Here is a 23,503-nt window from a genome sequence, read left to right as displayed (position 1 = left end):
GGCGTAGGCAGCGGGAAGAGGCTCCATCATCCGCGTAATGGCCAGAATTCGACGTTGGCCTGTTTCACGAGGTGCATCTCCCACTGCAGGGTTGTCCAATAGAGGATCAAGCGGCAGCTGCGATCATTGCGCGGATAAATCCGCGCCTACAGCGAGGCAATAGCTGGCGAAGTGCCCATTCAAGGTGAGATTTGTTATGAGCAATGAAAGGATCGTAATCGCTGGTGCCGGTCTGGCCGGGTCCCTGATGGCGGTGTATCTGGCGCGCCGGGGTCATGAGGTGACGGTGTTCGAGAAGCGGCCGGACATGCGGCGGGAGACCATCTCGGCCGGGCGCTCCATCAACCTGGCCCTGGCCAATCGCGGCATGGCGGGTCTTGAAGGGGCCGGGGTGATGGATCGGATCAAGGATCTGCTCATCCCCATGGAAGGGCGGATGCTGCATGACGAACAGGGCAATCTCGATTTCCAGGCCTACGGCAAGCGGCCGGAGGAAGTGATCTATTCGGTTTCCCGGGGCGAGCTGAACAAGCGCCTGATGGATGCCGCCGACGAGACCGGTCAGGTGCACTTTCACTTCAATCAGGCCCTGGAATCGGTGGACTTCAGGCAACGGCGCATTCATCTGCGGGATGAAAGCAGTGGCGAAGAGCAGGTGCTCGAATGCGACCGCCTGATCGCCACCGATGGCGCCGGCTCACCGACCCGCCAGGCCATGAAGGAACACCTCGGCATGGACGTGAGCGAGGAGCTGCTGGGTCACGGCTACAAGGAACTCAACATTCCCGGCACGGCGGACGGCGACTGGCAGATGGAACGTGGCGCCCTGCACATCTGGCCACGCGGGGGCTACATGCTGATCGCCCTGCCGAACCTGGACGGCAGTTTCACCGTCACCCTCTTCCTGCCCCATGAGGGTGAGCCTTCCTTCACCTCACTCGGTGATGATCCCGAACGCATCCGTCGCTTTTTCGAGAACAACTTTCAAGATGCCACGGCGCTGATGCCCGCGCTGGTGGGCACCTATCGGGAGAATCCCCTGGGCAAGCTGGGTACGGTGCGCACCCCGCACTGGCGGGTGGAAGACTTCGCCCTGCTGCTGGGGGACGCGGCCCATGCCATCGTGCCCTTCCACGGCCAGGGGATGAACTGCGCCTTCGAGGATTGCCTGGAGCTGGACCGCTGTCTGGATGAATTCAGCGGTGACTGGGAGCAGGCCTTCGCGGCCACGGAAGAACGCCGCCAGCCCAATGCCAATGCCATCGCCGACATGGCTCTGGAAAACTACGTGGAAATGCGCGATTCGGTACGCGACCCCAAGTTCAAGTTGCAGAAGGAACTTGGCTGGAAACTGGAGGAGCGCTATCCAAACCGTTTCATTCCCCGCTACTCCATGGTCATGTTCCATCACCTGCCCTACGCCGAAGCCCAGTCACGGGGCCGGATTCAGCAGGGCATCCTGGATGAACTGACCGAAGGGGTGGATAGCGTCGAGGCGGTGGACATGGAACGGGCGGATGCGCTCATTCGTGAGCGCCTGGATGAGGTTTGAAAACCTCGCGCCAAAGGCAGCAACACGCCTGATTCATAACCCCCTGTAGGCGCGGATTCATCCGCGCAATGGCCAGAATCCGACGTTGGCCTGTTTCATGAGGTGCGTCTCCCATTGCATCGCTGCCCAATAGAAGATCAAACGGCAGCTGCAATCATTGCGCGGATGAATCCGCGCCTACAGGGTGCGTTAGCAAGGAGCAGTTACGCGGTATTGTTCAAACGCCCGAAGTCGAGCGACAATCACGGCATTGGCCATGCACCTCAACCTGCCTCTTCCAGGGTCCGCCATTCCGGGAAGGGGTCCCGGAAGGATTGCCAGGCCTCCGGCCCCATGGCCATCTCTTCATCCGTCAGCAGGCACTGCTCGACCCGCGCCCGGAAGGCGGCCTCATCCATGTGGATGCCGATGAAGACCAGTTCCTGACGGCGGTCGCCGTAGGGGCCTTCGAACTGCTGGCGAATGGCGGCGCGCTCATCCGCTTCGGCAGGAAGCGCGGCCTCGGGTGTGGCGGCCCACCAGAATCCGGCGGCCTGATGGGTCAGGGCACTGCCGGCCTGGGACATCTCACCGACGAAGTCCATACGGGTCGCCAGCCAGAAATAACCCTTGGCGCGAACCACATTGCCCCAGTCTGAATGAAACAGCTGGTACAGACGTTCAGGATGAAACGGCCGACGGGAACGGAAAACGAAACTGCTGATTCCATATTCCTCCGTTTCCGGGGTGTGTTCACCCCGCATTTCCTTCGCCCAGCCAGGCATATTGGCGGCACGCTGAAGATCGAAGCGCCCCGTCTCCATGATCTGATCCAGCGCGACCCGACCAAACTCGCTGTAGACAATATGGGCCTCGGGATTCAGGGATTTCACCAGAGCGGTCACCAGATTGCGATCGCCATCACTGACGCGGTCGATCTTGTTGACCACGACCACATCGGCGAATTCGATCTGCTCAACCAGCAGGTCCACCACGGCACGTTCATCTTCCTCACCCGCTGACTCGCCCCGGTCCGCGAGGAAATCGGTGGTGCTGTAATCCGCCAGCAGGTTGGCGGCATCCACCACGGTTACCATGGTATCCAGTTTTGCCACTTGGGCGAGGCTGGCGCCATTTTCGTCGGCAAATTCAAAGGTAGCAGCCACGGGCATGGGCTCGGAAATCCCGGTGGATTCGATCAACAGGTAATCGAAGCGGACGGACTCAGCCAGCTCTCGAACTTCCTTGAGCAGATCATCCCGAAGGGTGCAGCAGATGCAGCCGTTGCTCATCTCCACCAGCTGTTCATCGGTGCGGCTGAGGTTGGCGCTACCGTCACGGATCAGGCCGGCATCAATATTCACCTCACTCATGTCGTTGACGATCACCGCGACCTTGCGGCCTTCACGGTTATGCAGGACATGGTTCAGCAGCGTGGTCTTGCCGGCACCAAGGAAGCCGGACAACACCGTGACCGGAAGACGGCGATCATTGCTCATGCTCATCACTCTCAACCTCATAATGTAACGTTATAACCTGACTATTCCGATCAAATACGCAGAATCACAGGGCAGCTGCGATCATTGCGCGGATGAATCCGCGCCTACAGGGGGTATTAACAAGGAGCGGTTACGCAGTTTAGCTCAGGACCCCGAAGCCGAGCGGCAATCCGGGCACTGTCCGTGAACCTCAACCGTCTGGCTGCTGACGCGAAAACCCTGCTTGAGGGCCTGCTCGCCCAGGGCCCTGGTCACCCCGGCCACGGAAATCTCTTCCACATGACGGCAATCGTCACAGATCAGCAACTGGAATTCGTGGGTACGTTCGGGATGCCGGCAGCCCACGTAGGCGTTCTCGCTCTCGATTCGATGAATCAGCCCCTGGGCCAGGAGGAATTCCAGGGCGCGATAGACCGTGGGCGGTTTGGCGCTGCCGCCCTCGTCGCCCAGGCGATCCAGCAGATCGTAGGCCTTGATGGCCTCGTGGCTTTCCCAGATCAGCTCCAGCACCCGCTTGCGCAAGGGCGTGAGGCGCGCGCCCCGCTCGGCGCACACGCGCTCGGCGCTGGCCAGCGCGTTGCGAATACAGTGTTGGTGATTGTGAGCCTGGGCGGCCATGCCGGATCCTCCGCAAAAACCCTATTGTGCCGCATTCTATTACCGTTACAATATAACACTTAATCCACCATCCGGCCAGTTTGGTGCCGGCCCCTGCCAGGGAGCGGACAGCGGTTCATGAGCGAATCATCCACCAGGGAGCAGCCATCCGGCCTCGCTGCGGTCGAGGTGAAGAACCTGCGCTGCCGACGCGGGGAGCGCGAGCTCTTCCACATCCACCATTGGGCCTTGCCGGCCTCCGGCCACGGGCTCCTGCAGGGACCTTCCGGCTGCGGCAAGACAACCCTGCTGCATCTGATTGCGGGGCTCGATGTCAGCGCTGAAGGGCAGTTGACCGTGCTGGGTGAGGGATTGCTGACGAAGGGCAGTCGCCAGCGGGATCGATTCCGGGCACGACGCATCGGGCTGGTATTTCAGGATTTTCACCTGCTGGAAGGCCTGACCGTGGAAGACAATCTGCGCCTGGCCGGCTGGCTGGGTACCCGCGGCGACCGCCGTCGCCCCGCCCTCGAGCTGCTGGACCGCCTGGGCCTGTCGGGTCTGGCGCGTGCCTGGCCTCACACTCTGAGTCAGGGCGAGAAGCAGCGGGTGGCCATTGCCCGGGCACTGATCAATCACCCGGACCTGATCCTGGCGGATGAACCCACTTCAGCCCTGGATGATGACAATGCCGAAGCGGTGATTCGCCTGCTGATGGAAGAGGCTGACCATCATGGTGCCAGCCTGCTCGTATCCACGCACGATGCCCGCATCGCCGATCACTTCCCCCATCAGCTTCGGCTGGGAGGCGATCGATGAACGCCGTGTCGCTCTCCCTGCGCCAGCTCGCCCGGCGACCCTTCCAGACCGTCATCAATGCCCTGGTCATGGGCCTGGGCATTGGCATTGTGGTGCTGCTCTTGCTGGGCCAGGAGCAGCTGCGGGAACGCATGAGCCGGGATGCCGACGGCATCGACCTGGTGGTGGGGCCCTCCGGCAGCCCCATGCAGCTCATTCTGTCATCCATTTACCACGTGGATATTCCCATCGGGAACATTCCCCTCTCCGCCCGGAACGTCATTCATCGGGAGCGTGCCGTGCGCGGCACCATTCCTCTTGCCCTGGGTGACAGCTATCAGGGCTTTCGCATTGTCGGCACCGAGCCCGCTTACGCCGAACATTATGGCGCCGAGCTGCGTGCCGGCCGGCTGTGGCAGGGCAGCATGGAAGCCGTGATTGGTGCCGAGGTGGCCCGGCGCACGGGGCTGGCCAAGGGGGATGTCTTCGCCGGCCAGCATGGTCTGGGCGAAGGCGGCCCCGTTCATGGCGACCACCCCTTTGAGGTGGTCGGGGTACTGGATTACACCGGCAGCGTGCTCGATCGCCTGATTCTGACGGCGGTGGAAAGTGTCTGGGATGTGCATGGGGGCCATGATCACGGCCATGGCCATGGCCACGCTCATGAGCATGAGCATGAACACGGGCACGGGCACGACAACGACAACGACAACGACAACGACAACGAGTATGGGGGGGAGGTGACGGCGATTCTGGTGCAGTACGCTTCGCCCATGGCGGCGACGCGCCTGCCCCTGATGATCGAGCGGGAGACGCCCTGGCAGGCGGCCCAGCCAGCCCGTGAGTCGGCCCGCCTGTTCGCCATGCTGGGCCCCGCCCTGGATGCCCTGAAGATCTTCGGCGCCGTCCTCGTGGGCGCGTCCCTGCTCGGGGTCTTTGCCCTGCTCTACCAGAACCTGCGGCAACGGCGCTATGATCTCGCCGTCATGCGGGCGATTGGGGGCGGCCCAGGGCTGATCTTCCGGCTGACCCTGCTGGAAGGCTTTTTCATGGTGCTGGCCGGCCTTGGCACCGGCCTGCTACTGGGCCATGCGGCCACGGCACTTCTCGGTGCCTTCACGGTCGAAGGCCGGGCCATGCAACTCAGTGGCTGGTACTGGGCAGCGGGCGAGACCACTCTGGTGCTGGCTGTGCTGGGGCTCGGGCTGCTGATTGCCCTGATCCCCGCCTGGCTGGCCGCCAATACGGATGTGGCACGAACCCTGAGACGGGGTTACTGACACCGGAGTCAGACGTCAATGCGAACCATTCTTTCAGTCCTGCTTCTGCTTGCCCTGAGCCTGCCCGTTGCGGCATGGGCCCAGCTCACCGATGAGGAACTGGCCAGCGAGCCACCACCGGAAGACGCCACCTTCGATGACTTTGCCCACCTGGTACCGCCCACCCCGGAAGGCGCGGTCAGCTGGGATCTGCTCGGCAGTACCGAGGAAATCGTGGAGATCGTCAACCGACGCAGCTTCCTGCGCCCGGATTACCCGGATGAGGTCAAGGCCCTGGATGGCCAGACCATCCGCATCAAGGGCTTCATCTATCCCATGCAGAACCAGGAATGGATGGCGGAGTTCCTGTTCACCGCCCTGCCACCCAGCTGCCCCTACTGCCTGCCCGCCGGCGCTGGCTACATCATCGAAACCCGTGCCAAGAACCCCATCCGCTTCAGCTGGGATGCCGTGCTACTGGAGGGCGAACTGGAGGTGCTGGAGGATGATCCCTACGGATTGTTCTATCGCCTGAATGATGCCCGACGAGTAAGGGAATGATCACCCCTTCCGTTCCAGCGTCACGAATGCCAGATCATGGGCATTCTTTTCATCCGCCGGCCGATGCTCACGGCTGACTTCGCCCCATTGTTCGGATGACCATGCCGGGAACGCCGTATCCCCGTCGATCTCGGCATCGATGAAGGTCAGTTCCAGACGGGTCGCACGGGGCAAGGCCTCGCGGTAGAGCTGACCGCCGCCGATGACCATCACGGTCTCGCTGTCCGCCACCCTGGCCAGGGCCTCCTCCAGTGAAGTGGCCACCTCGGCACCCGGAAATTCCGCTTCGGGGTTGCGCGTCACCACGATGTTGCGGCGCTTGGGCAGGGCAAAGCCGATGGACTCAAAGGTCTTGCGCCCCATGATGACCGGGTGATTGAGCGTGACCCGCTTGAAGTGGGCCAGGTCGGCCGGCAGATGCCAGGGCATGCCGCCGTCACGGCCGATGACATGATGGCGGGCCATGGCGGCTACCAGAACAATCTCCATACGTCTCTCGCTTGCCGAAGTTGATACCGATTCACGGGCGCCAATGATACCCTACGCCGCCATGGAAGCCTTTATTCTCTCCCTCGCCGCCGTGTCTCTGGCCGAACTGGGTGATCGCACCCAGCTGCTCGCCTTGCTGCTGGCCGTCCGGTTTCGCAAACCCTGGGCCGTGCTGGCCGGCCTGGCGGTCGCCTCGGTGGGCATTCATGGGCTGTCGGCCGGCGTCGGCATGAGCATCGGTCAGTTCGTGGATCAGCAGGTGCTGGGCTGGATCGTCGGTGCCCTGTTCGTCGGCATGGGCATCTGGGTGCTGGTGCCGGAGGAGGCACACGCCGACGATCGCCCCCGCGAGACCGGTCGAGGCGCCTTTGTCACGGCCATGATCACCTTCTTTCTGATGGAGATCGGGGACAAGACCCAGCTCACTTCCATGGCCATGGCCGCCCATTTCGAGACCGTGATTCCGGTCATGATGGGCGCCACCTTTGCCATGTTGCTGGTCAATGCCCCCGTGATCTGGCTGGGCCACAAGTTCGCCGACCGCATCCCCATGCGCACGGTGCGCGTGCTGGCCGCTCTGGTCTTCATCGCCATTGGCCTGTGGATTCTCTGGGAGACGGGCTTCAACAACGCCTGAATTGACGCTAGGCTGCAAGGCCAATTGCAAGGGAGTCCGACCGACTGATGGCATTGTGGATTGCACTGCTGCTGGGGATCATCCAGGGCCTGTTCATGTTCATTCCGGTGAGCTCCACCGCTCACCTGGTGATCGCCCAGCACTGGCTGATCGGCGCCGGCCACGACCTGCCAGCACCGGACAGCGCCGAGATGATCCTGTTCGACCTGGTGGTCCATGTGGGCACCCTGGTCTCCATCGTGGTGGTCTTCTGGCACAGCCTGTTCGAATTCGTGCGTCGAATCTTAAGCGACACCTGGCAGTGGCTGAGTGAGGGGGGCCACGCCCCCTGGCATTACCTCTTTCTGCGCCTGTTCCTGCTCTGCCTCTTTTCCGTGCTGGTCACCGGCATCATTGGCCTGAGCTTCAAGTTCTTCTTCGAGCGATTCTTCGCCAACCCCGTCCTGGTGGCCGGCACCCTCACCCTGACGGGCGTCCTGCTCTGGTGGACGGATCGCCTGCGCCACTTGCCGGTGGGTCTGAAGCGGATTCGCCTCGGCACCGCCGCCTGGATCGGTCTGGCCCAGGGTCTTTCCCTGGTACCCGGACTGAGCCGCAGTGGCATGACCATCACCTTCGCCCTGCTGGCCGGGGTCAAGCGCCGCTGGGCCGCCCAGTACAGCTTCTTCCTGGCCATACCCACCATCCTGGCCGCCACCCTGGTGCAGAGCGTCGAGGTGGTCACCGGCAATGGCCTCAACGGCATGAGCCTGACCGCCCTCAGCATCGGCTTTGTCACTGCCGCCGTGGTCGGCATTGCCGCCTTGAAGTTGGTCCTCGCCCTGCTCTACCGCGCCCGCCTGCGGGTCTTCTCCTTCTACCTCTGGCTGCTGGCCGCGGCGGTGCTGTTTGGCTTCCTGGATGCGGGGACGTTCTAGGGGGCCATAGAGAAAGCCATAAAAAAAACCCGGCACGAGGCCGGGGTTTCTGTCACGCTTATGAGTCGCTCAGACGGCACCGGCATCCGGCAGGGTCAGAATGGCGGTGGCGATCGAGAAGTAGATCATGATGCCGATGATATCGATCATGGTCGTGATCAAGGGCGCACTGGCACTCGCCGGATCCAGCTTCAGTTTCTGCAGAATGAAGGGCAACAGCGTACCGAGCAGCGAACCGGCTACAACCACCGAGAACATGGAAAAAGCCACTACCATGGCGACCTCCTCTCCCGCTCGCCAAAGCCCGAGAACGGACACGCAGAGCCCCATGGTAATCCCAAGGGCGGCCGCAACCCCGAACTCCTTCAGCAGCATCCGCAACCAGTCACCCGGATGGACATCACCTGTACCCAGTGCTCGCACCATCAGCGTCGAAGCCTGTGCGCCTGCGTTACCGCCACTGGCCATCAACATTGGCATGAAAATAACTAGCGCGATTACCGCCTCGATAGTCGCCTCAAAATAGGCAATAGCAGCGCCCGAAAACAGATTGACGAAGACCAGCAGCACCAGCCAGCCGACGCGTTTACGATAGAGCAGCGAGGGCTGAGCATCCTTGAGGCTCAGATTCAGTACACCCACCGAGCCCATCTTCTGGAAGTCCTCGGTGCTCTCGGCCTCGGCCACGTCGAACACATCGTCCACCGTCACGATACCCACCAGCCGGCCCTTGTCATCGGCCACGGGCAGCGCCTCAATATCGTAGTGCTGAATTTTCTGAACAGCCTCTTCGCGGTCATCCGTCACGGTAACACTGACCACATCATCGTCCATGATACGCTCCACTTTCTCCTCGGGTTTACCGAGAATGAAGCGCTTCAGCTCGATCATGTCCAACAGCTGTTCATTGTCATCCGTGACATAGATGACGTTGACCGTCTCGCCCTCCTCACTCTGCTCGCGGATATGCGCCATTGCCTGCGCAATACTCCACTCGGGCCGAACTGCCACGAAGTGTGGGGTCATCAGGCGGCCAACGGACTCTTCCGGGTAGCCCAGCAGGCGCAGCGCCTGTTTCACATCCCTCGGTGGCAATAAACGAAGGAGATTACGCATCTCCTCCTCGGGCAGGCGTTCCAGGAAGGCGGTACGGTCGTCCGCCGCCATGTTCTGCAGAATGTAGCGTCCTTCCTCCTGGCTCAGCCGGTCGAGCAGGATGATCTGCAAGCGATGGTCGAGATAGGCAAATACTTCAGCCCACAAGGGACGATCCAGCACCTTGAAGACACGATGCTGGAGATCATCGTCCAGATCACTGAGCACATGACTGATATCTTGAATGTGCTGATCTTCAAGCAGGTGCTTGACCTCTGCCCACTTCTCCTGCTCGAGCAGCTCGCGCACTTCAATCAAGAGATCTTTATTTCCTTCCATTTCGTCGTCTCCCGCTTACGGGAGGGAAGCGGTTTGGTCGCTTCCCGGGGTCATTGTTATAGGTTCAGCTCAGAATTCCCAGGCAAAGCCAATGGTAAACCAATCATCATCGCTGTTATCCAGATTACGAGCGTAGCTGATGTCCATCAGCCCAGGGCCATCACCCAAGGAAAAACGTACCCCGGCCTGGGCCAGCAGATCTTCCCCGGTGCCGGTGAACACTTCTCCGATCAACTCCATTCGAGGTGTGATCGCATACTGGGATCCCACGCCATAGAAAAAACCATCCTTATTGTCAGCGCCGCTTCGATCCTGCATCCAACCGGCATTCAGGTGCAGCAGCCAGTTGCCGTCCGTCAGCGGAAAAGTCACCGGGATATAGGCAAAAATCTCATCGAGAGAACCGGCGTCATCATTACGGGTACCGACCACCCAGCCAATGCCGAAATCATCGCCGGCCTCAAAGTCCCGCCACAGGGATTTCAATTCGACACCATAGGTCTCTTCCCGGCCGTCACCAAAGGAAAAGGACTCGATGACACCGGTCAGTTCCAGACCGTTGTTGAAAGTGTAGGCGGGTTCGATGACAAAGCCATTGGTGGAATCACCGAAGTCCTCGTACCACAGCTCCAGGCCAAGAGTGCCGGGCGGAAAAATGGCGGCATCATCCACCAGCCAGTGGCCACCGGAAGCGTTGGCAGTGAAGGGGCTGGCAAGGGCGGCACCAAAAGCCGCGCCCAGAATAACTTCCTTGCGCATAGGTCTCTCCTGTCTCCATGCAGGCGGTTTCAAAGGGTACCGACTTCCCGATAACCGACAGGCACAGCAGAGCAAACAGTGCTGACAGACATCAGCGCAATGGCATACAGGCTAACAGCATCGTGTTTCCATTTCAGGAACACGAGCCGAACCTGGCCTTTGCAGACCTGTTTGCATTGAGAGAAACGGGCTGGCGATGAATCTGGCGAGGCCGGCAGAAGGCCGGCAGTGATTCGCGATGGGATTCACGCTAGACCGCTTCACAGCGAAGCTGCGAAGCGGTCAGCAGGAAGGAGTTCCAGTGAGACGGCCTCGCGGCTTCAGCTTGTCCTGCCCGTGATCGGGCATCTACTGCTAACGTCCAACTGGGGGTTCCTCCTTTCACTTGAAGACCGGCGGCATTATACGAAGCCCGCGCCACCTGTCAACAAGAGACTCACCGGCTCTGACAAAGTTCCCTCAGACGGCTACCGGCGCCTTGATGTGCGGATGGGGATCGTAATCACGGATTTCGAAGTCTTCGAAGCGATAATCGAACAGGCTGTCAGGCCGCCGAGCGATATGCAGACTTGGCAGAGGGCGGGGCTGACGGCTCAGCTGTTCGTCCGCCTGTTCCAGGTGGTTAAGGTAAAGGTGGCAGTCGCCACCGGTCCAGATGAAGTCACCCACATCCAGATCCAGCTGCTGGGCCATCATGTGAACCAGGATGGAATAGGAGGCGATATTGAAGGGCAGGCCGAGAAAGATATCGGCACTGCGCTGATAGAGCTGGCAGGACAGCCTGCCGTCGGCCACATAGAACTGGAAGAAGGCGTGACAGGGGGCCAGCGCCATCTGATCCAGCTGGCCTACGTTCCAGGCGGAGACGATCATGCGTCGGGAGTCGGGGGTACGGCGAAGCTGCTCCATCACCTGGCTGATCTGATCGATACTCTGCCCGTCCGCCGTGGGCCAGGAACGCCACTGGTAGCCATACACCGGCCCAAGGTCACCCTGCTCGTCCGCCCACTCGTTCCAGATGCGGACATTGTTTTCCTGCAGGTAGCGAATATTGGTATCGCCACTGAGGAACCACAGCAGTTCATGAATGATGGAACGAAAATGCAGCTTCTTGGTGGTCACGGCCGGGAAACCGTCGGCCAGGTTGAAACGCATCTGATGACCGAACACGCTCAGGGTGCCGGTGCCGGTGCGGTCTTCCTTGCGCTGACCATGCTCACGCACATGGCGCATGAGATCCAGATAAGCCTTCATGATTCACTCTCGATGTTGCGATCCGCCTTGCTCGGTGGGTACACCCGCTGGCGCTGTGAGAAATAGATCAGGGCAATGCCCACCAGAATCAGCGGCAGGGACAGCACCTGCCCCATGGTGAGCCAGTCCCAGGCCAGGTAGCCGATGTGCTCGTCCGGCATGCGAACGAATTCCACCAGGAAGCGGAAGACGCCGTACAGCAGAGCAAACAGGCCGGAAATCAGCATTCGTGGCTGGGGGCGGGAGGACAGCCAGAAGAGCACCACGAACAGCACCAGGCCCTCCAGAGCGGCCTGATACAGCTGAGAGGGATGACGTGCCACGCCATGGACGATCATGCCGAAGGGCCCGTCGGTGGGCTTGCCCCAGAGCTCGCTGTTGATGAAATTTCCGATCCGCCCCAGACCCAGGCCGATGGGCACCACGGGGGCGATGAAATCGGTAATATCGAAGAACTGGCGCTGGTAGCGGCGGCCGTACAGCCAGCAGGCCACCAGGACGCCCAGCAGCCCCCCATGGAAACTCATCCCGCCCTGCCAGATGCGCAGAATCAGGGAGGGGTCGTCGATGTAGGCGCCCAGGTTGTAGAACAGGATGTAACCCAAACGGCCGCCAATGATGATGCCCAGCACCCCATAGAAGATCAGATCCGCCAGGTCATTGGAGGTCCAGCCCACATCCGGCCGCCGCAGGCGACGGCTCAGCAGCCACCAGGCGCCCACCACCCCGAAGACATACATCAGGCCATACCAGTGAATGGCCATCGGCCCGAGTTCAATGGCAACCGGGTCGATATCCGGGTAATGCATGCGGGGTCTCCCTTGAGTCCGGCGGGTCTGGGGTGCCGGTATATTACCGGATACCGGCCCGGCCTGAGAACCGGTGATTAAAAGCGCCGCGAAATGGACGCAAAATGAACGCTAAATGATTGATTAGCCACAGATGAACACAGATGGACACAGATTGGGTTCGGGTGGCTTCAGGGCAGTATTCCGGCAGGCGACGAACTCTATTGCGTGCCAGAGACCCTCGGCCTGGAACGGCCAAAACATCCGTGTTCATCTGTGTCCATCTGTGGCTTTTTTAATTTTGCGTGTATTTCGCGTCCATTTCGCGGCGCATTTCCCGTGGGTGTTAGAATTGCCGGCCTTTCACCCGGCGGGAGATGACCATGGGCCATGCGGAACTGCGTCTGAAGAAGAATGAGGATCGGCGGCTTCGGGCGGGGCATGCCTGGATCTTCAGCAATGAGATCGACAGTGAGGCCTGCCGGCTGACGGATTTCGAGCCGGGCCAGCTGGTGAACGTGCTGGCCCAGGGCGGCAAGCCCATGGGCACCGCCTATGTAAATCCCCACTCCCTGATCGGCGGTCGCATGATCAGCCGCCAGACCGATGTGGAACTGGACAAGTCCCTGATCAAGCATCGCCTGAATATCGCCCACGGCCTGCGCAAGAAGCTCTACGGCGAGGGCGCCTGCCGCCTGGTCTTTGGCGAGGCGGATGGCCTGCCCGGCCTGGTGGTGGAGCGCTTTGGCGATGTCTATGCCGTGCAGGCGAGCACCGCCGGCATGGACGTGCGCCGGGACGAGGTGTACCAGGCCATCGAGGAGCTGTATCAGCCCTCGGCCATCGTCAGCCGCAACGACAACCCGGTACGAAAACTGGAGAACCTGCCGGTGGAGTCGCCGGAGACCGTATTCGGCGCACTGGACGGCCTGGTGGAGATCGAGGAAGCCGGCCTCCGCTTCAGCCTTGACCCCCTGGGTGGCCAGAAGACCGGCTGGTTCTTCGACCAGCGCCCCCTGCGGGAACGCCTGCCCGCCTATGTCGACAAGGGCGCCCGCGTCCTCGACCTGTACAGCTACCTTGGCGCCTGGGGCCTGCGCGCCGCTCATGCCGGGGCCGATGAGGTACTCTGCGTAGACAGCTCCGAGGCGGCCATCGCCGGCATTCAGCGCAATGCGGAACTGAACGGGCTCTCGGTCAATACCCTGGAAGGGGATGTGATGGCGGTGCTGAAGGAGCTGCGCCAGAACGGCGAGAAGTTCGACGTCATCGTGTGCGACCCGCCCGCCCTGATCAAGCGCCGCAAGGACATCAAGCAGGGAAAGAAGGCCTACCGCCAACTCAACCAGGCCGCCCTGCAGGTGCTGGCCAAGGACGGCATCCTGGTCTCGGCCTCCTGCTCGGCCCATATGCCCCGGGACGAACTCATTCGCACCGTCCAGGCCTCAGCCCGCCACGTGGACCGTGCCGCCCAGCTGCTGGAAATCGGCGGCCAGGGCCCGGATCACCCCATTCACCCGGCCATCCCCGAAACCGCCTACCTCAAGACCGCCTTCTTCCGAGTCCTGCCGAGCTGGTAAGGCGGGGAAAGCGCCGCGAGATGCACGCAAAATGAACGCGAAATAATTGAATAGCCACAGATAAACACAGATGGACACAGATTGGGGTTAGGTGGCTCCAGGACAGTGTTCCGGCAATCGACGAACTCTATTGCTTGCTAGCGACCTTCGGTCTGGCACGGCCACAACATCCGTGTTCATCTGTGTCCATCTGTGACCATTTTTTTGATTTTGCGTGTATTTCGCGTCCATTTCGCGGCGCATTCCCCGGTTTTCAGTGCTGAATGCGGCGCCAGCGGCCGTCGTCGCGGTTGATTTCGCTGGTGGGCCAGAAGTACTTGTCCAGCTTGAGGGTCGTGACGGAAGTGCTGCCGTCCCAGTCTTCCAGGCGCAGGCGCACCGGGCTGCGGTGTTCGCGATCAGCCACGGCGGCGAGGAATTCATCCAGATCCGTGACCGTTTTACCGTCCACTTCGATGATGCGGCGGCCCGGATTGAGGCCATGGCGGCTGGCCGGTGAACCGTAGCTGAAATTGGAGACGAAGACGCCGCGCCGCGGAATGCCCCTCTGGGCGGCCATGGCCCGGTGTGGCTCATGCAGGGTGGCGCCGGCCCACTGCACGATGCGCTCGATGCCGCGCCCGTCCAGGTGCACGGTGGGTACTTCCAGCTCCAGCACCTCACCGTCCCGCAGCACGGTCAGGGGCACGATTTCGGCCTGACTGGCCTGGTTCAGGGCGTGGAAATCGTTGACCGCACGCCCATCCACCGCCAGCAGCAGGTCACCGGATTCCAGCCGATCCTCGGCCGGTGCGCCGGCCACGATGCGCTCCACGGACAGGACCCCGCGGGGGCGCTCTTCCAGTTCAGCAAGGCGGCTGGCCCAGTTGTCGGGCAGGCCCAGCTTGCGGGCGCTGGACATGGGCATGAGCAGGAACTCCACTTCCAGGGATCGCAGCCCCTCGCCATTGCGACCATGCGCCAGGGAATGCTGAATCACATCGGCGGGAATCCCCTTGAAGGCTTCGCCACGCGCCCCCTGCTTGCCGTAATTGGCCCACAGGGCCAGCACACGGCCGTGGCGATCCGCCAGCACACCCCCCACATCCGAGGGCGGATTGGCCACGGACAGGGTATCGATATTCACATCCCGGAAACGGAAACTGGAGGACAGGGACAGGCGCAGGGGCTCGATGCTACCGGCCTCGGTGCGGCGGGCGACCAGACTCTGATCGGGGCGATGCCCCACCACCCAGAGCTCATCACCGGGCTGTGGCCGCCGCGGATTGAAAGTGGCCGAGCGCACGTCGCTACCCACCAGCAGGGCCGGGTCATACTGGATCAGCGCCAGATTGTTCAGCGGATGCAGGAAGACCACTTCGCCCGGCACCTCCAGGGAACTGGCGAAGGTCAGGCGCAGGTCACCCATGCGGCTGGGCACCGCCGCACGATCCACCAGCACCAGGCCTTCCCGGGCGTCCACCACCACGCCGGTGCCGGTGAAACCCACCCCGTCCATGCCTTCGACGCGGAACGGCATATCGAACTCGACCCAGACCAGGGAGCGCGACAGACGCTGGGCACGCGCATCACCGTAGTCGCCGAATCGAACCGTTCCGGCCTGGAACGCTCGATTCTCCGGCGGCTCGGCAAAGTCCTCGCACGGCCACTGGCCGGTGGCACTGTCCAGGCTGCAGAGTCGGGCCGGGAACCAGGTGCGATCCACGTTCATGGTGGCCAGCACTTCCCGACGCGGCTCATCCAGGCGGGTGTAGCGCACGGGCACGCGTGCGCCGTCCGGCTGGGCCTCGAAGGCGGCCCGGAAATCGTCCAGGGTATCCACTCGCTGGCCCCCGACAGACCGGATGATGGAGCCACGAGGCACCCCGGCGCGCCCGAACATGAAGCCCGGCGACGCGACATAGACACCGCCCGGGGCGCGATTGAAGTGGCGGGCCTGCTGGTAGGAAAGCGGATTGACAACGGCACCGCCGACTTCGGCGTAGCGCGTCGGCGTAATGGCCTTGAGATCGCCCACGGTCAATTCGACCCGAATCTCCTCTTCGCCTCGCCGGATATCCAATGCCAGGGTTTCCCCCACCCGCTCATCCAGAATCTCTGCCAGGGGCACGAATCGGGTCACCAGACGGCCGTCGATGCGCAGGAGAATATCGCCGGGACGGAGTCTTTCATGGGCCGGCCCTTCGGGTACCACCTGATCCACTACCAACATGCCGGTCTGATCCGGAAAATTCATGCGAACGGCGCTTTCCATCGCCTCATCCAGTCCCAGACGGCGCAGTTCATCAAAGGACTGCCTGACGAAGGTGGTCTGCAAGGTACCCCGTGTCACGTTCTCGCCATTACGCAACTTCTCGAGCACACGAATGGCCCGATCCAGCGGCAGAAAATAGCTGGAACTGGCATCGATGCGCCCACCGGCGTTGAGGGCGATTGCCCGCCCTTCCCGGTCGATCACCGGTGACCCGGAAGAGCCTCCGCTGGTCCCGGAAGCGGCCTGGAAATAGAACGTGTTGAAGTCGTTGTAGCGGCCTCGGCCATAGTTGGGGGCTTCCCGGTCCAGGCGCGCCAGGGTTCCGGAAAGAATGGACAGGCGTTCGCCCGCATCATTGCCGACGACGCGGATTTCCTCACCCACCCGTGCCGCATCCGGTACCAGGGGAATGCTGACCGGCTCGATATGGCGGAGCTTGCCGGGGTCGTACTGGAAGAAACCGAAGTCATGCACCGGATCGCGATAGAGGGGCACCAGGTCCACCTCCTCGGAGTTCTGAAACACCGCCTCGGCCACCACAGGCCCCGGGTACACCACATGACGGTTGGTCAGGATGATGCCGCGTTCCGCATCCACCACGAAGCCGGTGGCCTCGGTGCTGTTCTCCCACTCGGTATCGAAAGGCCGAGGGGCATCCACGCGGATCTGAACCACACCGGAGGAAATCCGCTCCAGGGTCTGGGCCCAGTCCGCCGCCGCCGTGGCCGGCAATAGCCCCGTCACCAGGGCCAGTACCAGAAACACGGAAGAAGAACTGCGAATGTCAGCCTGCATGCATCACCTGTCCGGTCTCAAGCGGTTCATCCAAAGTCGTAGCCAAATGCCTTGCGGAAGCGGGCACGGAATTCATCCCGGTCGAAGCGATGATTCTGCGTTCCATGTTCCGCCACCTTTATCGAGCCCATCAAGGAGGCCACGCGTCCGGTGGTCAGCCAGTCAAACTCGTTCATCAGGCCAAACAGCAGCCCGGCGCGATAGGCATCGCCACAGCCGGTGGGGTCGTTGACCGCCTCGGGTTTCACGGCCTCCACTTCGTGGGTTTCGCCATTGGCCAGGATCAGGGACCCCTCGGCACCACGGGTAATGATCAGCGCCTCCACCCGCTCGGCCAGGGCGTCACGATCAAGGCCCGTACGATCTTCGAGCATTCCGGCCTCGTAATCGTTCACTGCCACCCATTTGGCCTTGTCGACGAAAGCCAGCAGTTCCTCGCCATTGAACATGGGCAGGCCCTGGCCGGGGTCAAAGAGAAAGGGAATGCCGGCTTCGGCAAACTGCTCGGCGTGCTGTAGCATGCCGTCGCGACCATCCGGGGCAATCACGCCCAGAGTAATGCCGGCATCGGCAGGCACCGCCTGGCTGTGGGATTGGTTCATGGCACCGGGGTGAAAGGCGGTGATCTGGTTGTCATCCATGTCAGTGGTAATGTAGGCCTGAGCGGTATACTCACCGGGCACGCGACGCACATATCGATCGTCAATGCCCTGCTCTTCCAGCCAGCCTTCATAGGGGAGAAAATCCGTCTCACCCACGGTAGCCATTGGAATACCATCCCCCCCCAACAGCTTCAGGTTGTAGGCAATGTTGCCGGCCGTGCCACCGAACTCCCGGCGCAGGCGCGGCACGAGGAAAGCCACGTTCAACATGTGAACCCGGTCGGGCATGATCTGATCCTTGAAGCGACCGTCGAAGACCATGATGGTGTCGTAGGCGTAGGAACCACAGACCAGAGCCGTCATTGCATATCTCCCGATTTAATTTTCGAAATGGGCTGTTGCAAACAAGCGGGGCGCGAGATCACCGGGTCATGCACTCATTCCCGGCAACCCCGCGCCCCGGCGCGAATGATGTTTCAGATGGGGCCGTGTTCAGGCCGCGTTGGCCTTCCGCCATGCCAGATCCAGTTCCTTGGCCGCCTTGACGTCATCCAGACGCTTCACCGGCAAGGTGTAGGGGGCACCCTTCACGGTCTGGGGCTCGGTCTCGGCCTCACGCTTGATGGCGGTCATGGCCGCCACGAAGCCGTCCAGCTCTTCCTTGGCTTCACTTTCAGTGGGCTCGATGAGCAGACACTCGGGCACCAGCAGGGGGAAGTACATGGTCGGCGCATGGAAACCGAAGTCCAGCAGGCGCTTGGCATAGTCGGTGGCGATCACGCCCGTTTCCTTGGCCTGGCGCTTGAGGGTCACGATGAACTCGTGACTGGCGCGGCGTTCCGGATAAGCCAGATCGAAACCGGCTTCACGCAGCTTCACCATCAGGTAATTGGCGTTCAGGGTGGCGTACTCACCCACCCGCTGCATGCCGGAGCGGCCCAGCAGGCGAGCATAGATGTAGGCCCGCAGCAGCACACCGGCATTGCCCATGAAAGCGGACAGACGACCAATGCTGTTGGGCAGCTCGTCCTTGTTGCTCCAGCGGAAAGCTTCACCGTCCTTCATGACGATGGGACCGGGCATGAAGGGTTTCAGGCGCTTGGAGACACCAATGGCGCCGCTGCCCGGGCCACCACCACCATGGGGGGTCGAGAAGGTCTTGTGCAGATTCATGTGGATGACATCGAAGCCCATGTCGCCCGGGCGCACCTTGCCGAGAATGGCATTGAGGTTGGCGCCATCGTAGTAAAGCAGGCCACCGGCCTCGTGGACGATCTTCGACATTTCCTCGATCTTGCGATCGAAAACACCCACGGTGCTGGGGTTGGTGAGCATGATGCCGGCGGTCTTCGGCCCCACCACTTCACGCAGGGCATCCAGGTCCACGTCGCCGTCCTTTCCGGTGGGGATCTCCCGCACCTTGCAGCCACACATCACCGCCGTGGCCGGATTGGTGCCATGGGCAGCATCGGGGACGATGATTTCGTCACGCTCATGATCACCACGAGACTCATGATAGGCCTTGATCATGGCCACCCCGGCGAACTCGCCCTGGGCACCCGCCATGGGCGTCAGCGAGACACCGGCCATGCCCGTGACTTCCTGCAGAATACCTTGAAGATCATGCATGCATTCCAGGAAACCCTGGCCGTGACCTTCCGGCCCCAGGGGATGACGAGCCAGGAAGCCCGGCAGCATGGCCAGGGTGTTACAGGCCCTCGGGTTGTACTTCATGGTGCAGGAACCCAGGGGATAGAAGTTTGTGTCAATGGAGAAGTTCTTCTGGGACAGACGGGTGTAGTGACGCACCACCTGCAGCTCGGACACCGCCGGCAGCTCCGGGGCCTCCTTGCGGCGGAACTGTTCCGGAATGTCATCAATGGCCGGCTTCTCGGCGGGGGCCTGGGCGTAGGCGCGGCGCCCCTGACGGGCATGTTCGAAAATCAGCATAGTCGTCTGCTTCCAGTTCTCATTGACAGGCCAATGCCGGGCACTGGCCATGATGTTTCAAGACAGTGCTCAGCCCAATGCTTTCAGGGCCGCTTCGTAATCCGGTTCCTGGGCGATTTCCGGCACCAGTTCGGCATGCAGAACCTTGTCGTTTTCATCCAGAACCACGACAGCACGAGCTGTCAGGCCTTCACTGGGGCCATCCGTCATCAGCACACCATAATCCCGACCGAAATCCTTGTTGCGCATCATCGACAGGGTAATGACATTATCCAGGCCCTCGTCCTTGCAGAACTGACCGGAGGCAAAGGGCAAATCACCGGAGATCATCAACATGACCGTATCCGGATGCTCGGAGGCAAACTGGTTGAATTTGCGTGTTGATTCCGCGCAGATACCCGTGGCGAGACTGATGAAGATGTTCAGCACCTTCTTCTTGCCGGCAAAATCCTTCAGGCTACGATCGGAAAAATCACCGGCGACCAGCCTGAAATCGGGTGCCGCACTCCCTACCGCCGGTACATCACCGATGGTATGAATTTCCTTGCCCTGCAGAGTAATCGTCGCCATGCCACTGCCTCCTTGGTCTTGTTTCGCTTGCGGAGAAATCAGGCGGCCTTCACCGATGCCAGCACTTCACTCATGGCATCGCGGTAGGCGCGGATGTCGTCCTCGGTCTTGGTTTCGGTGGCGCACAGCAGCACCGTCTCGCCCAGTTCCGGGTACCAGTCCTTCAGCGACAGACCACCGAGAATGTCACGCTCGGCCAGGGCGGCCAGTACCTTCTCGGCCGGCCGATCCAGGCGGATGGCGGCTTCATGGAAGAAGGGGCCGTCGAAGACCGGCTCGATGCCGTCCAGCTCGCACAGGGCCTCCACCAGCTGGCGGGTGCGCTGGTGACTGGTGGCCGCCACGCGGGCCAGGCCTTCGGCCCCCAGCAGCGCCATGTAGATGGTAGCCGCCGTCACCATCAGGCCCTGGTTGGTGCAGATGTTGGAGGTGGCCTTGGAACGGCGAATATGCTGCTCACGGGGCTGCAGGGTGAGGGCAAAACCTTCCTTGCCCTCTTCATCCACGGTACGACCCACGATGCGACCCGGCATCTGGCGCACATGCTTCTGCTTGCAGCAGAGCAGGCCAAAATAAGGACCGCCGGAGGACAGGGGCACACCCAGGGGCTGACCCTCACCCACCACGATGTCGGCACCCTGCTCACCCCAGTTGCCCGGGGGCTCGATGATGGCCAGGCTGGTGGGGTTGACCACACCGATGACCAGCGCGCCCTGGGCATGGGCCCAGTCGGTGATGGCGTTCACTTCTTCCAGCTTGCCGAAGAAGTTGGGCTGGGGAATGACCACGGCGGTGATGTCCTCGCCCTCGAAGCGCTTGTAGCCATCCAGCAGGGTGGTGCCGGATTCGGCGCAGTAAGGCACATCCTGGAAATCGAGCTTCTGGCTGCCGGCGATGGCATGGGTCACTTCCCGGTAGAGCGGATGCACGGCCGTGGGCATGAGAATGCGGCGGGACTTGGACTTGCGATTGGCCCGCACGGCCATCAGGCAGGCTTCCGCGAGACCCGAGGCCCCGTCGTACAGGGAGGCATTGGAGACCTCCATGCCGGTCAGCTGGGTCATCATGGACTGATATTCGTAGATCAGTTGCAGGGTGCCCTGGCTGGCCTCGGCCTGGTAGGGCGTATAGGCGGTGTAATACTCGCCACGGGTGGTGATTTCCCATACCGCCGCCGGAATGTGGTGCTCGTAGGCACCGGCACCGATGTAGCAGGCAGGCTGCCCGTCACGCCCGGCCCGCTCATGCATGAGGCGGCTGATGGCCATCTCGCTCAGCGAGTCCGGCACACCCGGTAGATCGTGAATGCGCAGGTTGGCGGGGATTTCATCGAACAGGGTCTCAATGCTGTCAACGCCAATGGCGTCGAGCATTTCCTTGACCTCGTTCTCGGTATGGGGAATGAAAGGCATCGCCGTTATCCAGTTCTCAAATGAAAGAAAAAAAACCGAACCCACTCAGAAACCACAGTAGTAACCCGCTGGTGGGCTTCCATTGCTGGAACCGCTGATGGGTGCGCTGGGGCTTTCAGTTGGCATTCAGCGGCGCTGATTCAAGGCGCGGTCCGCAGCACAGTAGCAGCGCTACGGGCAAGGGCCGCAACGCAGAAGCAGCGTTGCTGAATGCCAACTGAATACGCCAGAGTGCCCATCAGCGGTTCCTTTACTCTTCGTCGATGACCTTCTGGTAGCCGGCGGCGTCCAGGAGATCGCCCAGGTCATCGGCGTTTTCCGGCTGCAGCTTGAAGAGCCAGCCTTCGCCATAGGGGTCTTCGTTCACGTGCTCGGGTTCATCGGCCAGCACATCATGGGCCTCGATGATTTCACCGGCCACCGGGCTGTAGATGTCAGAGGCGGCCTTGACCGATTCCACCACCGCGCAGGCATCGCCGGCGCCGAAGCTCTGACCGACTTCCGGGGCTTCCACGTAGACCAGATCCCCCAGGGCGGCCTGGGCGTGATCAGTAATACCGACGGTCACGCTGCCATCATCTTCCAGCCGTACCCATTCGTGGCTTTTGGTGTACTTGAGTTCCGCGGGCACATTGCTCATTTGCCTGTCTCCCTTTTTCGATAAGGATGCAAGAGTGACGACCGGAGCCGTCGTGTCAGAGGGCGACCTTGATCTCGCCCTGTCGGACAAAGGGCGGCCGCACGACGCGGGCCGGCACCTTGCGGTTTCGAATCTCCACTTCCACCTGCTCGCCACAATCCACGGGTACGCGGGCCAGACCGATGGAACGCTCCAGCGTGGGCGAGAAACTGCCGCTGGTGGTCTCACCTTCACCCGCCTCGCTGTGCACGGGCTGATGGGCGCGCAACACGCCACGACCTTCCAGGATCAAGCCCACGAACTTGTAACGGGGGCCGGCTTCCTTCTGCGCCACCAGCGCCTTGCGGCCGATGAAATCCCGATCCTCCGGCTCCCAGGCCACCGTCCAGGCCAGGCCGGCTTCCAGCGGCGTGATGTGTTCATCCATGTCATTGCCGTAAAGGTTCAGCCCGGCCTCCAGGCGCAGGGTATCGCGGGCACCAAGGCCAATGGGGCCGACACCGGCATCCATCAGGCCCTGCCACCAGTCAGCAGCGCGCTCGGCCGGCAGCACCACCTCGAAACCGTCCTCGCCCGTGTAGCCGGTTCTGGCCACGAAGATATCGCCGAAATCACCGCAGGCAAAGGGTTTCAGGGCCAGGGCCGCGTCCCGGTGCTCGGCCGGCAGCAGCGCCGCGGCGCGCTCGCGGGCGGCCGGCCCCTGAATGGCCAGCATGGCAAGCTCCTCGCGCTCGCTCACGGTGACGCCTTCGGTGCCCTTCACCTGCTCGGTGATCCATTCCAGGTCGCGCTCGCAGGTGGCGGCATTGACCACCAGGCGATAACGATTCTCTTCCCGCCAGTAGGTGATCAGATCATCGATGATGCCACCCTGCTCATTGAGCATGCAGCCGTACAGGGCCCGACCGGGAGCCTTGAGCTTGGCGATGTCGTTGGCCAGCAGGGTACGCAGGAACTCGCGGGCGCTCTCGCCTTCGATGTCCACCACCGTCATGTGGGAAACATCAAACACACCAGCCTCCTTGCGAACGCTGTGGTGCTCCTCGATCTGGGAGCCGTAGTTCACCGGCATGTCCCAGCCGCCGAAATCCACCATGCGGGCGCCGAGGTCGACATGCTGTTGATGAAGTGGGGTTTTCTTGCCCATGGAGATCCTTCGTGTGTTCGTAATTGAATC

21 protein-coding genes are annotated in these 23,503 nt (G+C 61.8%); 7 read left to right on the top strand and 14 right to left on the bottom strand.

Annotation, left to right across the window (positions count from 1 at the left end):
- Positions 1 to 196 precede the first annotated feature (196 nt).
- Positions 197 to 1,552, top strand: coding sequence for an FAD-dependent oxidoreductase (locus RBH19_RS11315; protein ID WP_306728968.1), 1,356 nt, complete (start codon positions 197 to 199; stop codon positions 1,550 to 1,552).
- Between the two features lie 263 nt (positions 1,553 to 1,815).
- Here RBH19_RS11315 and zigA read toward each other — a convergent pair whose 3' ends face one another.
- On the bottom strand, positions 1,816 to 3,030 hold the full coding sequence (zigA, locus tag RBH19_RS11310; RefSeq protein WP_306728967.1) for a zinc metallochaperone GTPase ZigA: 1,215 nt from the start codon (positions 3,028 to 3,030) through the stop codon (positions 1,816 to 1,818).
- A gap of 144 nt (positions 3,031 to 3,174) precedes the next feature.
- Entirely contained in the window at positions 3,175 to 3,648 is a 474-nt protein-coding gene (locus tag RBH19_RS11305) for a transcriptional repressor (protein ID WP_306728966.1), read from the bottom strand.
- Between the two features lie 117 nt (positions 3,649 to 3,765).
- Between RBH19_RS11305 and RBH19_RS11300 the strand changes: the two genes are divergently transcribed.
- From RBH19_RS11300 to RBH19_RS11290, 3 genes are read left to right on the top strand one after another with little or no spacing between them, the layout of a single operon-like run.
- Complete coding sequence (locus RBH19_RS11300) at positions 3,766 to 4,446, top strand: ATP-binding cassette domain-containing protein (RefSeq protein ID WP_306728965.1); 681 nt, start codon at positions 3,766 to 3,768, stop codon at positions 4,444 to 4,446.
- Positions 4,443 to 5,705: an ABC transporter permease gene (locus RBH19_RS11295; RefSeq protein ID WP_306728964.1), complete on the top strand. Its 1,263-nt coding sequence runs from the start codon at positions 4,443 to 4,445 to the stop codon at positions 5,703 to 5,705. The genes RBH19_RS11300 and RBH19_RS11295 overlap by 4 nt, the downstream gene beginning before the upstream one ends.
- Positions 5,706 to 5,723: 18 nt before the next feature.
- Positions 5,724 to 6,245, top strand: a complete 522-nt coding sequence (locus RBH19_RS11290) for a DUF3299 domain-containing protein (RefSeq protein ID WP_306728963.1) — start codon at positions 5,724 to 5,726, stop codon at positions 6,243 to 6,245.
- Here the strand turns inward: RBH19_RS11290 and folA are convergent, their stop codons facing one another.
- Positions 6,246 to 6,734, bottom strand: a complete 489-nt coding sequence (gene folA, locus RBH19_RS11285; RefSeq protein WP_306728962.1) for a type 3 dihydrofolate reductase — start codon at positions 6,732 to 6,734, stop codon at positions 6,246 to 6,248.
- 43 nt (positions 6,735 to 6,777) lie between these two features.
- On the opposite strand from folA, the gene RBH19_RS11280 reads away from it, so the two are divergent.
- The gene (locus tag RBH19_RS11280; RefSeq protein ID WP_306728961.1) at positions 6,778 to 7,371 is read left to right on the top strand and encodes a TMEM165/GDT1 family protein; all 594 of its coding nucleotides are present in this window, start codon (positions 6,778 to 6,780) and stop codon (positions 7,369 to 7,371) included.
- Between the two features lie 47 nt (positions 7,372 to 7,418).
- Positions 7,419 to 8,288, top strand: coding sequence for an undecaprenyl-diphosphate phosphatase (locus RBH19_RS11275; protein WP_306728960.1), 870 nt, complete (start codon positions 7,419 to 7,421; stop codon positions 8,286 to 8,288).
- Between the two features lie 69 nt (positions 8,289 to 8,357).
- Here the strand turns inward: RBH19_RS11275 and mgtE are convergent, their stop codons facing one another.
- The 4 genes from mgtE to lgt form a co-directional block, all read right to left on the bottom strand.
- A complete protein-coding gene (mgtE, locus tag RBH19_RS11270; protein ID WP_306728959.1) occupies positions 8,358 to 9,722 on the bottom strand; it encodes a magnesium transporter in 1,365 nt (454 codons plus the stop codon).
- 69 nt (positions 9,723 to 9,791) lie between these two features.
- Positions 9,792 to 10,481, bottom strand: coding sequence for a PA4824 family protein (locus tag RBH19_RS11265; RefSeq protein ID WP_306728958.1), 690 nt, complete (start codon positions 10,479 to 10,481; stop codon positions 9,792 to 9,794).
- 459 nt (positions 10,482 to 10,940) lie between these two features.
- Positions 10,941 to 11,735, bottom strand: a complete 795-nt coding sequence (gene thyA, locus RBH19_RS11260) for a thymidylate synthase (protein WP_306728957.1) — start codon at positions 11,733 to 11,735, stop codon at positions 10,941 to 10,943.
- A complete protein-coding gene (lgt, locus tag RBH19_RS11255) occupies positions 11,732 to 12,544 on the bottom strand; it encodes a prolipoprotein diacylglyceryl transferase (RefSeq protein WP_306728956.1) in 813 nt (270 codons plus the stop codon). Before lgt ends, thyA begins: the two co-directional genes overlap by 4 nt.
- Positions 12,545 to 12,906: 362 nt before the next feature.
- On the opposite strand from lgt, the gene RBH19_RS11250 reads away from it, so the two are divergent.
- Positions 12,907 to 14,103, top strand: coding sequence for a class I SAM-dependent rRNA methyltransferase (locus RBH19_RS11250; RefSeq protein WP_306728955.1), 1,197 nt, complete (start codon positions 12,907 to 12,909; stop codon positions 14,101 to 14,103).
- 253 nt (positions 14,104 to 14,356) lie between these two features.
- Here the strand turns inward: RBH19_RS11250 and RBH19_RS11245 are convergent, their stop codons facing one another.
- The 7 genes from RBH19_RS11245 to gcvT all read right to left on the bottom strand — a co-directional run bounded on the left by RBH19_RS11245 (position 14,357) and on the right by gcvT (position 23,473).
- On the bottom strand, positions 14,357 to 17,152 hold the full coding sequence (locus RBH19_RS11245) for a trypsin-like peptidase domain-containing protein (protein ID WP_306728954.1): 2,796 nt from the start codon (positions 17,150 to 17,152) through the stop codon (positions 14,357 to 14,359).
- Between the two features lie 26 nt (positions 17,153 to 17,178).
- A complete protein-coding gene (locus RBH19_RS11240) occupies positions 17,179 to 18,117 on the bottom strand; it encodes a carbohydrate kinase family protein (protein WP_306728953.1) in 939 nt (312 codons plus the stop codon).
- A gap of 129 nt (positions 18,118 to 18,246) precedes the next feature.
- Positions 18,247 to 19,755 (bottom strand): aminomethyl-transferring glycine dehydrogenase subunit GcvPB, encoded by a 1,509-nt coding sequence (gcvPB, locus tag RBH19_RS11235; protein WP_306728952.1) that lies wholly within the window; start codon positions 19,753 to 19,755, stop codon positions 18,247 to 18,249.
- A gap of 18 nt (positions 19,756 to 19,773) precedes the next feature.
- Positions 19,774 to 20,274: a thiol peroxidase gene (gene tpx / locus RBH19_RS11230; RefSeq protein ID WP_306728951.1), complete on the bottom strand. Its 501-nt coding sequence runs from the start codon at positions 20,272 to 20,274 to the stop codon at positions 19,774 to 19,776.
- A 38-nt stretch (positions 20,275 to 20,312) separates the two neighbouring features.
- Positions 20,313 to 21,686 carry an aminomethyl-transferring glycine dehydrogenase subunit GcvPA gene (gene gcvPA, locus RBH19_RS11225; RefSeq protein ID WP_306728950.1) on the bottom strand — a complete coding sequence of 458 codons (1,374 nt, stop codon included), beginning with the start codon at positions 21,684 to 21,686 and terminating at the stop codon, positions 20,313 to 20,315.
- A 250-nt stretch (positions 21,687 to 21,936) separates the two neighbouring features.
- Entirely contained in the window at positions 21,937 to 22,326 is a 390-nt protein-coding gene (gene gcvH / locus RBH19_RS11220; RefSeq protein WP_306728949.1) for a glycine cleavage system protein GcvH, read from the bottom strand.
- A 55-nt stretch (positions 22,327 to 22,381) separates the two neighbouring features.
- Positions 22,382 to 23,473: a glycine cleavage system aminomethyltransferase GcvT gene (gene gcvT / locus RBH19_RS11215; RefSeq protein WP_306728948.1), complete on the bottom strand. Its 1,092-nt coding sequence runs from the start codon at positions 23,471 to 23,473 to the stop codon at positions 22,382 to 22,384.
- Positions 23,474 to 23,503: the final 30 nt, after the last annotated feature.

Origin of the sequence: Natronospira bacteriovora, from assembly GCF_030848495.1 — a bacterium.
GTDB lineage: Bacteria > Pseudomonadota > Gammaproteobacteria > Natronospirales > Natronospiraceae > Natronospira > Natronospira bacteriovora.
This window is presented reverse-complemented; position numbering and strand designations above follow the sequence as displayed.

Excerpts from the sequence above, each read along its gene's own strand:
- RBH19_RS11240 (WP_306728953.1), bottom strand. The coding sequence starts at position 18,117 with ATGACGGCTCTGGTCTGTGGTTCCTACGCCTACGACACCATCATGGTC.
- gcvPA (WP_306728950.1), bottom strand. The coding sequence starts at position 21,686 with ATGCCTTTCATTCCCCATACCGAGAACGAGGTCAAGGAAATGCTCGAC.
- gcvH (WP_306728949.1), bottom strand. The coding sequence starts at position 22,326 with ATGAGCAATGTGCCCGCGGAACTCAAGTACACCAAAAGCCACGAATGG.
- mgtE (WP_306728959.1), bottom strand. The coding sequence starts at position 9,722 with ATGGAAGGAAATAAAGATCTCTTGATTGAAGTGCGCGAGCTGCTCGAG.
- RBH19_RS11250 (WP_306728955.1), top strand. The coding sequence starts at position 12,907 with ATGGGCCATGCGGAACTGCGTCTGAAGAAGAATGAGGATCGGCGGCTT.
- tpx (WP_306728951.1), bottom strand. The coding sequence starts at position 20,274 with ATGGCGACGATTACTCTGCAGGGCAAGGAAATTCATACCATCGGTGAT.
- RBH19_RS11290 (WP_306728963.1), top strand. The coding sequence starts at position 5,724 with ATGCGAACCATTCTTTCAGTCCTGCTTCTGCTTGCCCTGAGCCTGCCC.
- RBH19_RS11280 (WP_306728961.1), top strand. The coding sequence starts at position 6,778 with ATGATACCCTACGCCGCCATGGAAGCCTTTATTCTCTCCCTCGCCGCC.
- RBH19_RS11245 (WP_306728954.1), bottom strand. The coding sequence starts at position 17,152 with ATGCAGGCTGACATTCGCAGTTCTTCTTCCGTGTTTCTGGTACTGGCC.
- RBH19_RS11315 (WP_306728968.1), top strand. The coding sequence starts at position 197 with ATGAGCAATGAAAGGATCGTAATCGCTGGTGCCGGTCTGGCCGGGTCC.
- zigA (WP_306728967.1), bottom strand. The coding sequence starts at position 3,030 with ATGAGCAATGATCGCCGTCTTCCGGTCACGGTGTTGTCCGGCTTCCTT.
- folA (WP_306728962.1), bottom strand. The coding sequence starts at position 6,734 with ATGGAGATTGTTCTGGTAGCCGCCATGGCCCGCCATCATGTCATCGGC.
- RBH19_RS11300 (WP_306728965.1), top strand. The coding sequence starts at position 3,766 with ATGAGCGAATCATCCACCAGGGAGCAGCCATCCGGCCTCGCTGCGGTC.
- thyA (WP_306728957.1), bottom strand. The coding sequence starts at position 11,735 with ATGAAGGCTTATCTGGATCTCATGCGCCATGTGCGTGAGCATGGTCAG.
- RBH19_RS11295 (WP_306728964.1), top strand. The coding sequence starts at position 4,443 with ATGAACGCCGTGTCGCTCTCCCTGCGCCAGCTCGCCCGGCGACCCTTC.
- RBH19_RS11305 (WP_306728966.1), bottom strand. The coding sequence starts at position 3,648 with ATGGCCGCCCAGGCTCACAATCACCAACACTGTATTCGCAACGCGCTG.
- RBH19_RS11265 (WP_306728958.1), bottom strand. The coding sequence starts at position 10,481 with ATGCGCAAGGAAGTTATTCTGGGCGCGGCTTTTGGTGCCGCCCTTGCC.
- gcvPB (WP_306728952.1), bottom strand. The coding sequence starts at position 19,755 with ATGGCCAGTGCCCGGCATTGGCCTGTCAATGAGAACTGGAAGCAGACG.
- lgt (WP_306728956.1), bottom strand. The coding sequence starts at position 12,544 with ATGCATTACCCGGATATCGACCCGGTTGCCATTGAACTCGGGCCGATG.
- RBH19_RS11275 (WP_306728960.1), top strand. The coding sequence starts at position 7,419 with ATGGCATTGTGGATTGCACTGCTGCTGGGGATCATCCAGGGCCTGTTC.
- gcvT (WP_306728948.1), bottom strand. The coding sequence starts at position 23,473 with ATGGGCAAGAAAACCCCACTTCATCAACAGCATGTCGACCTCGGCGCC.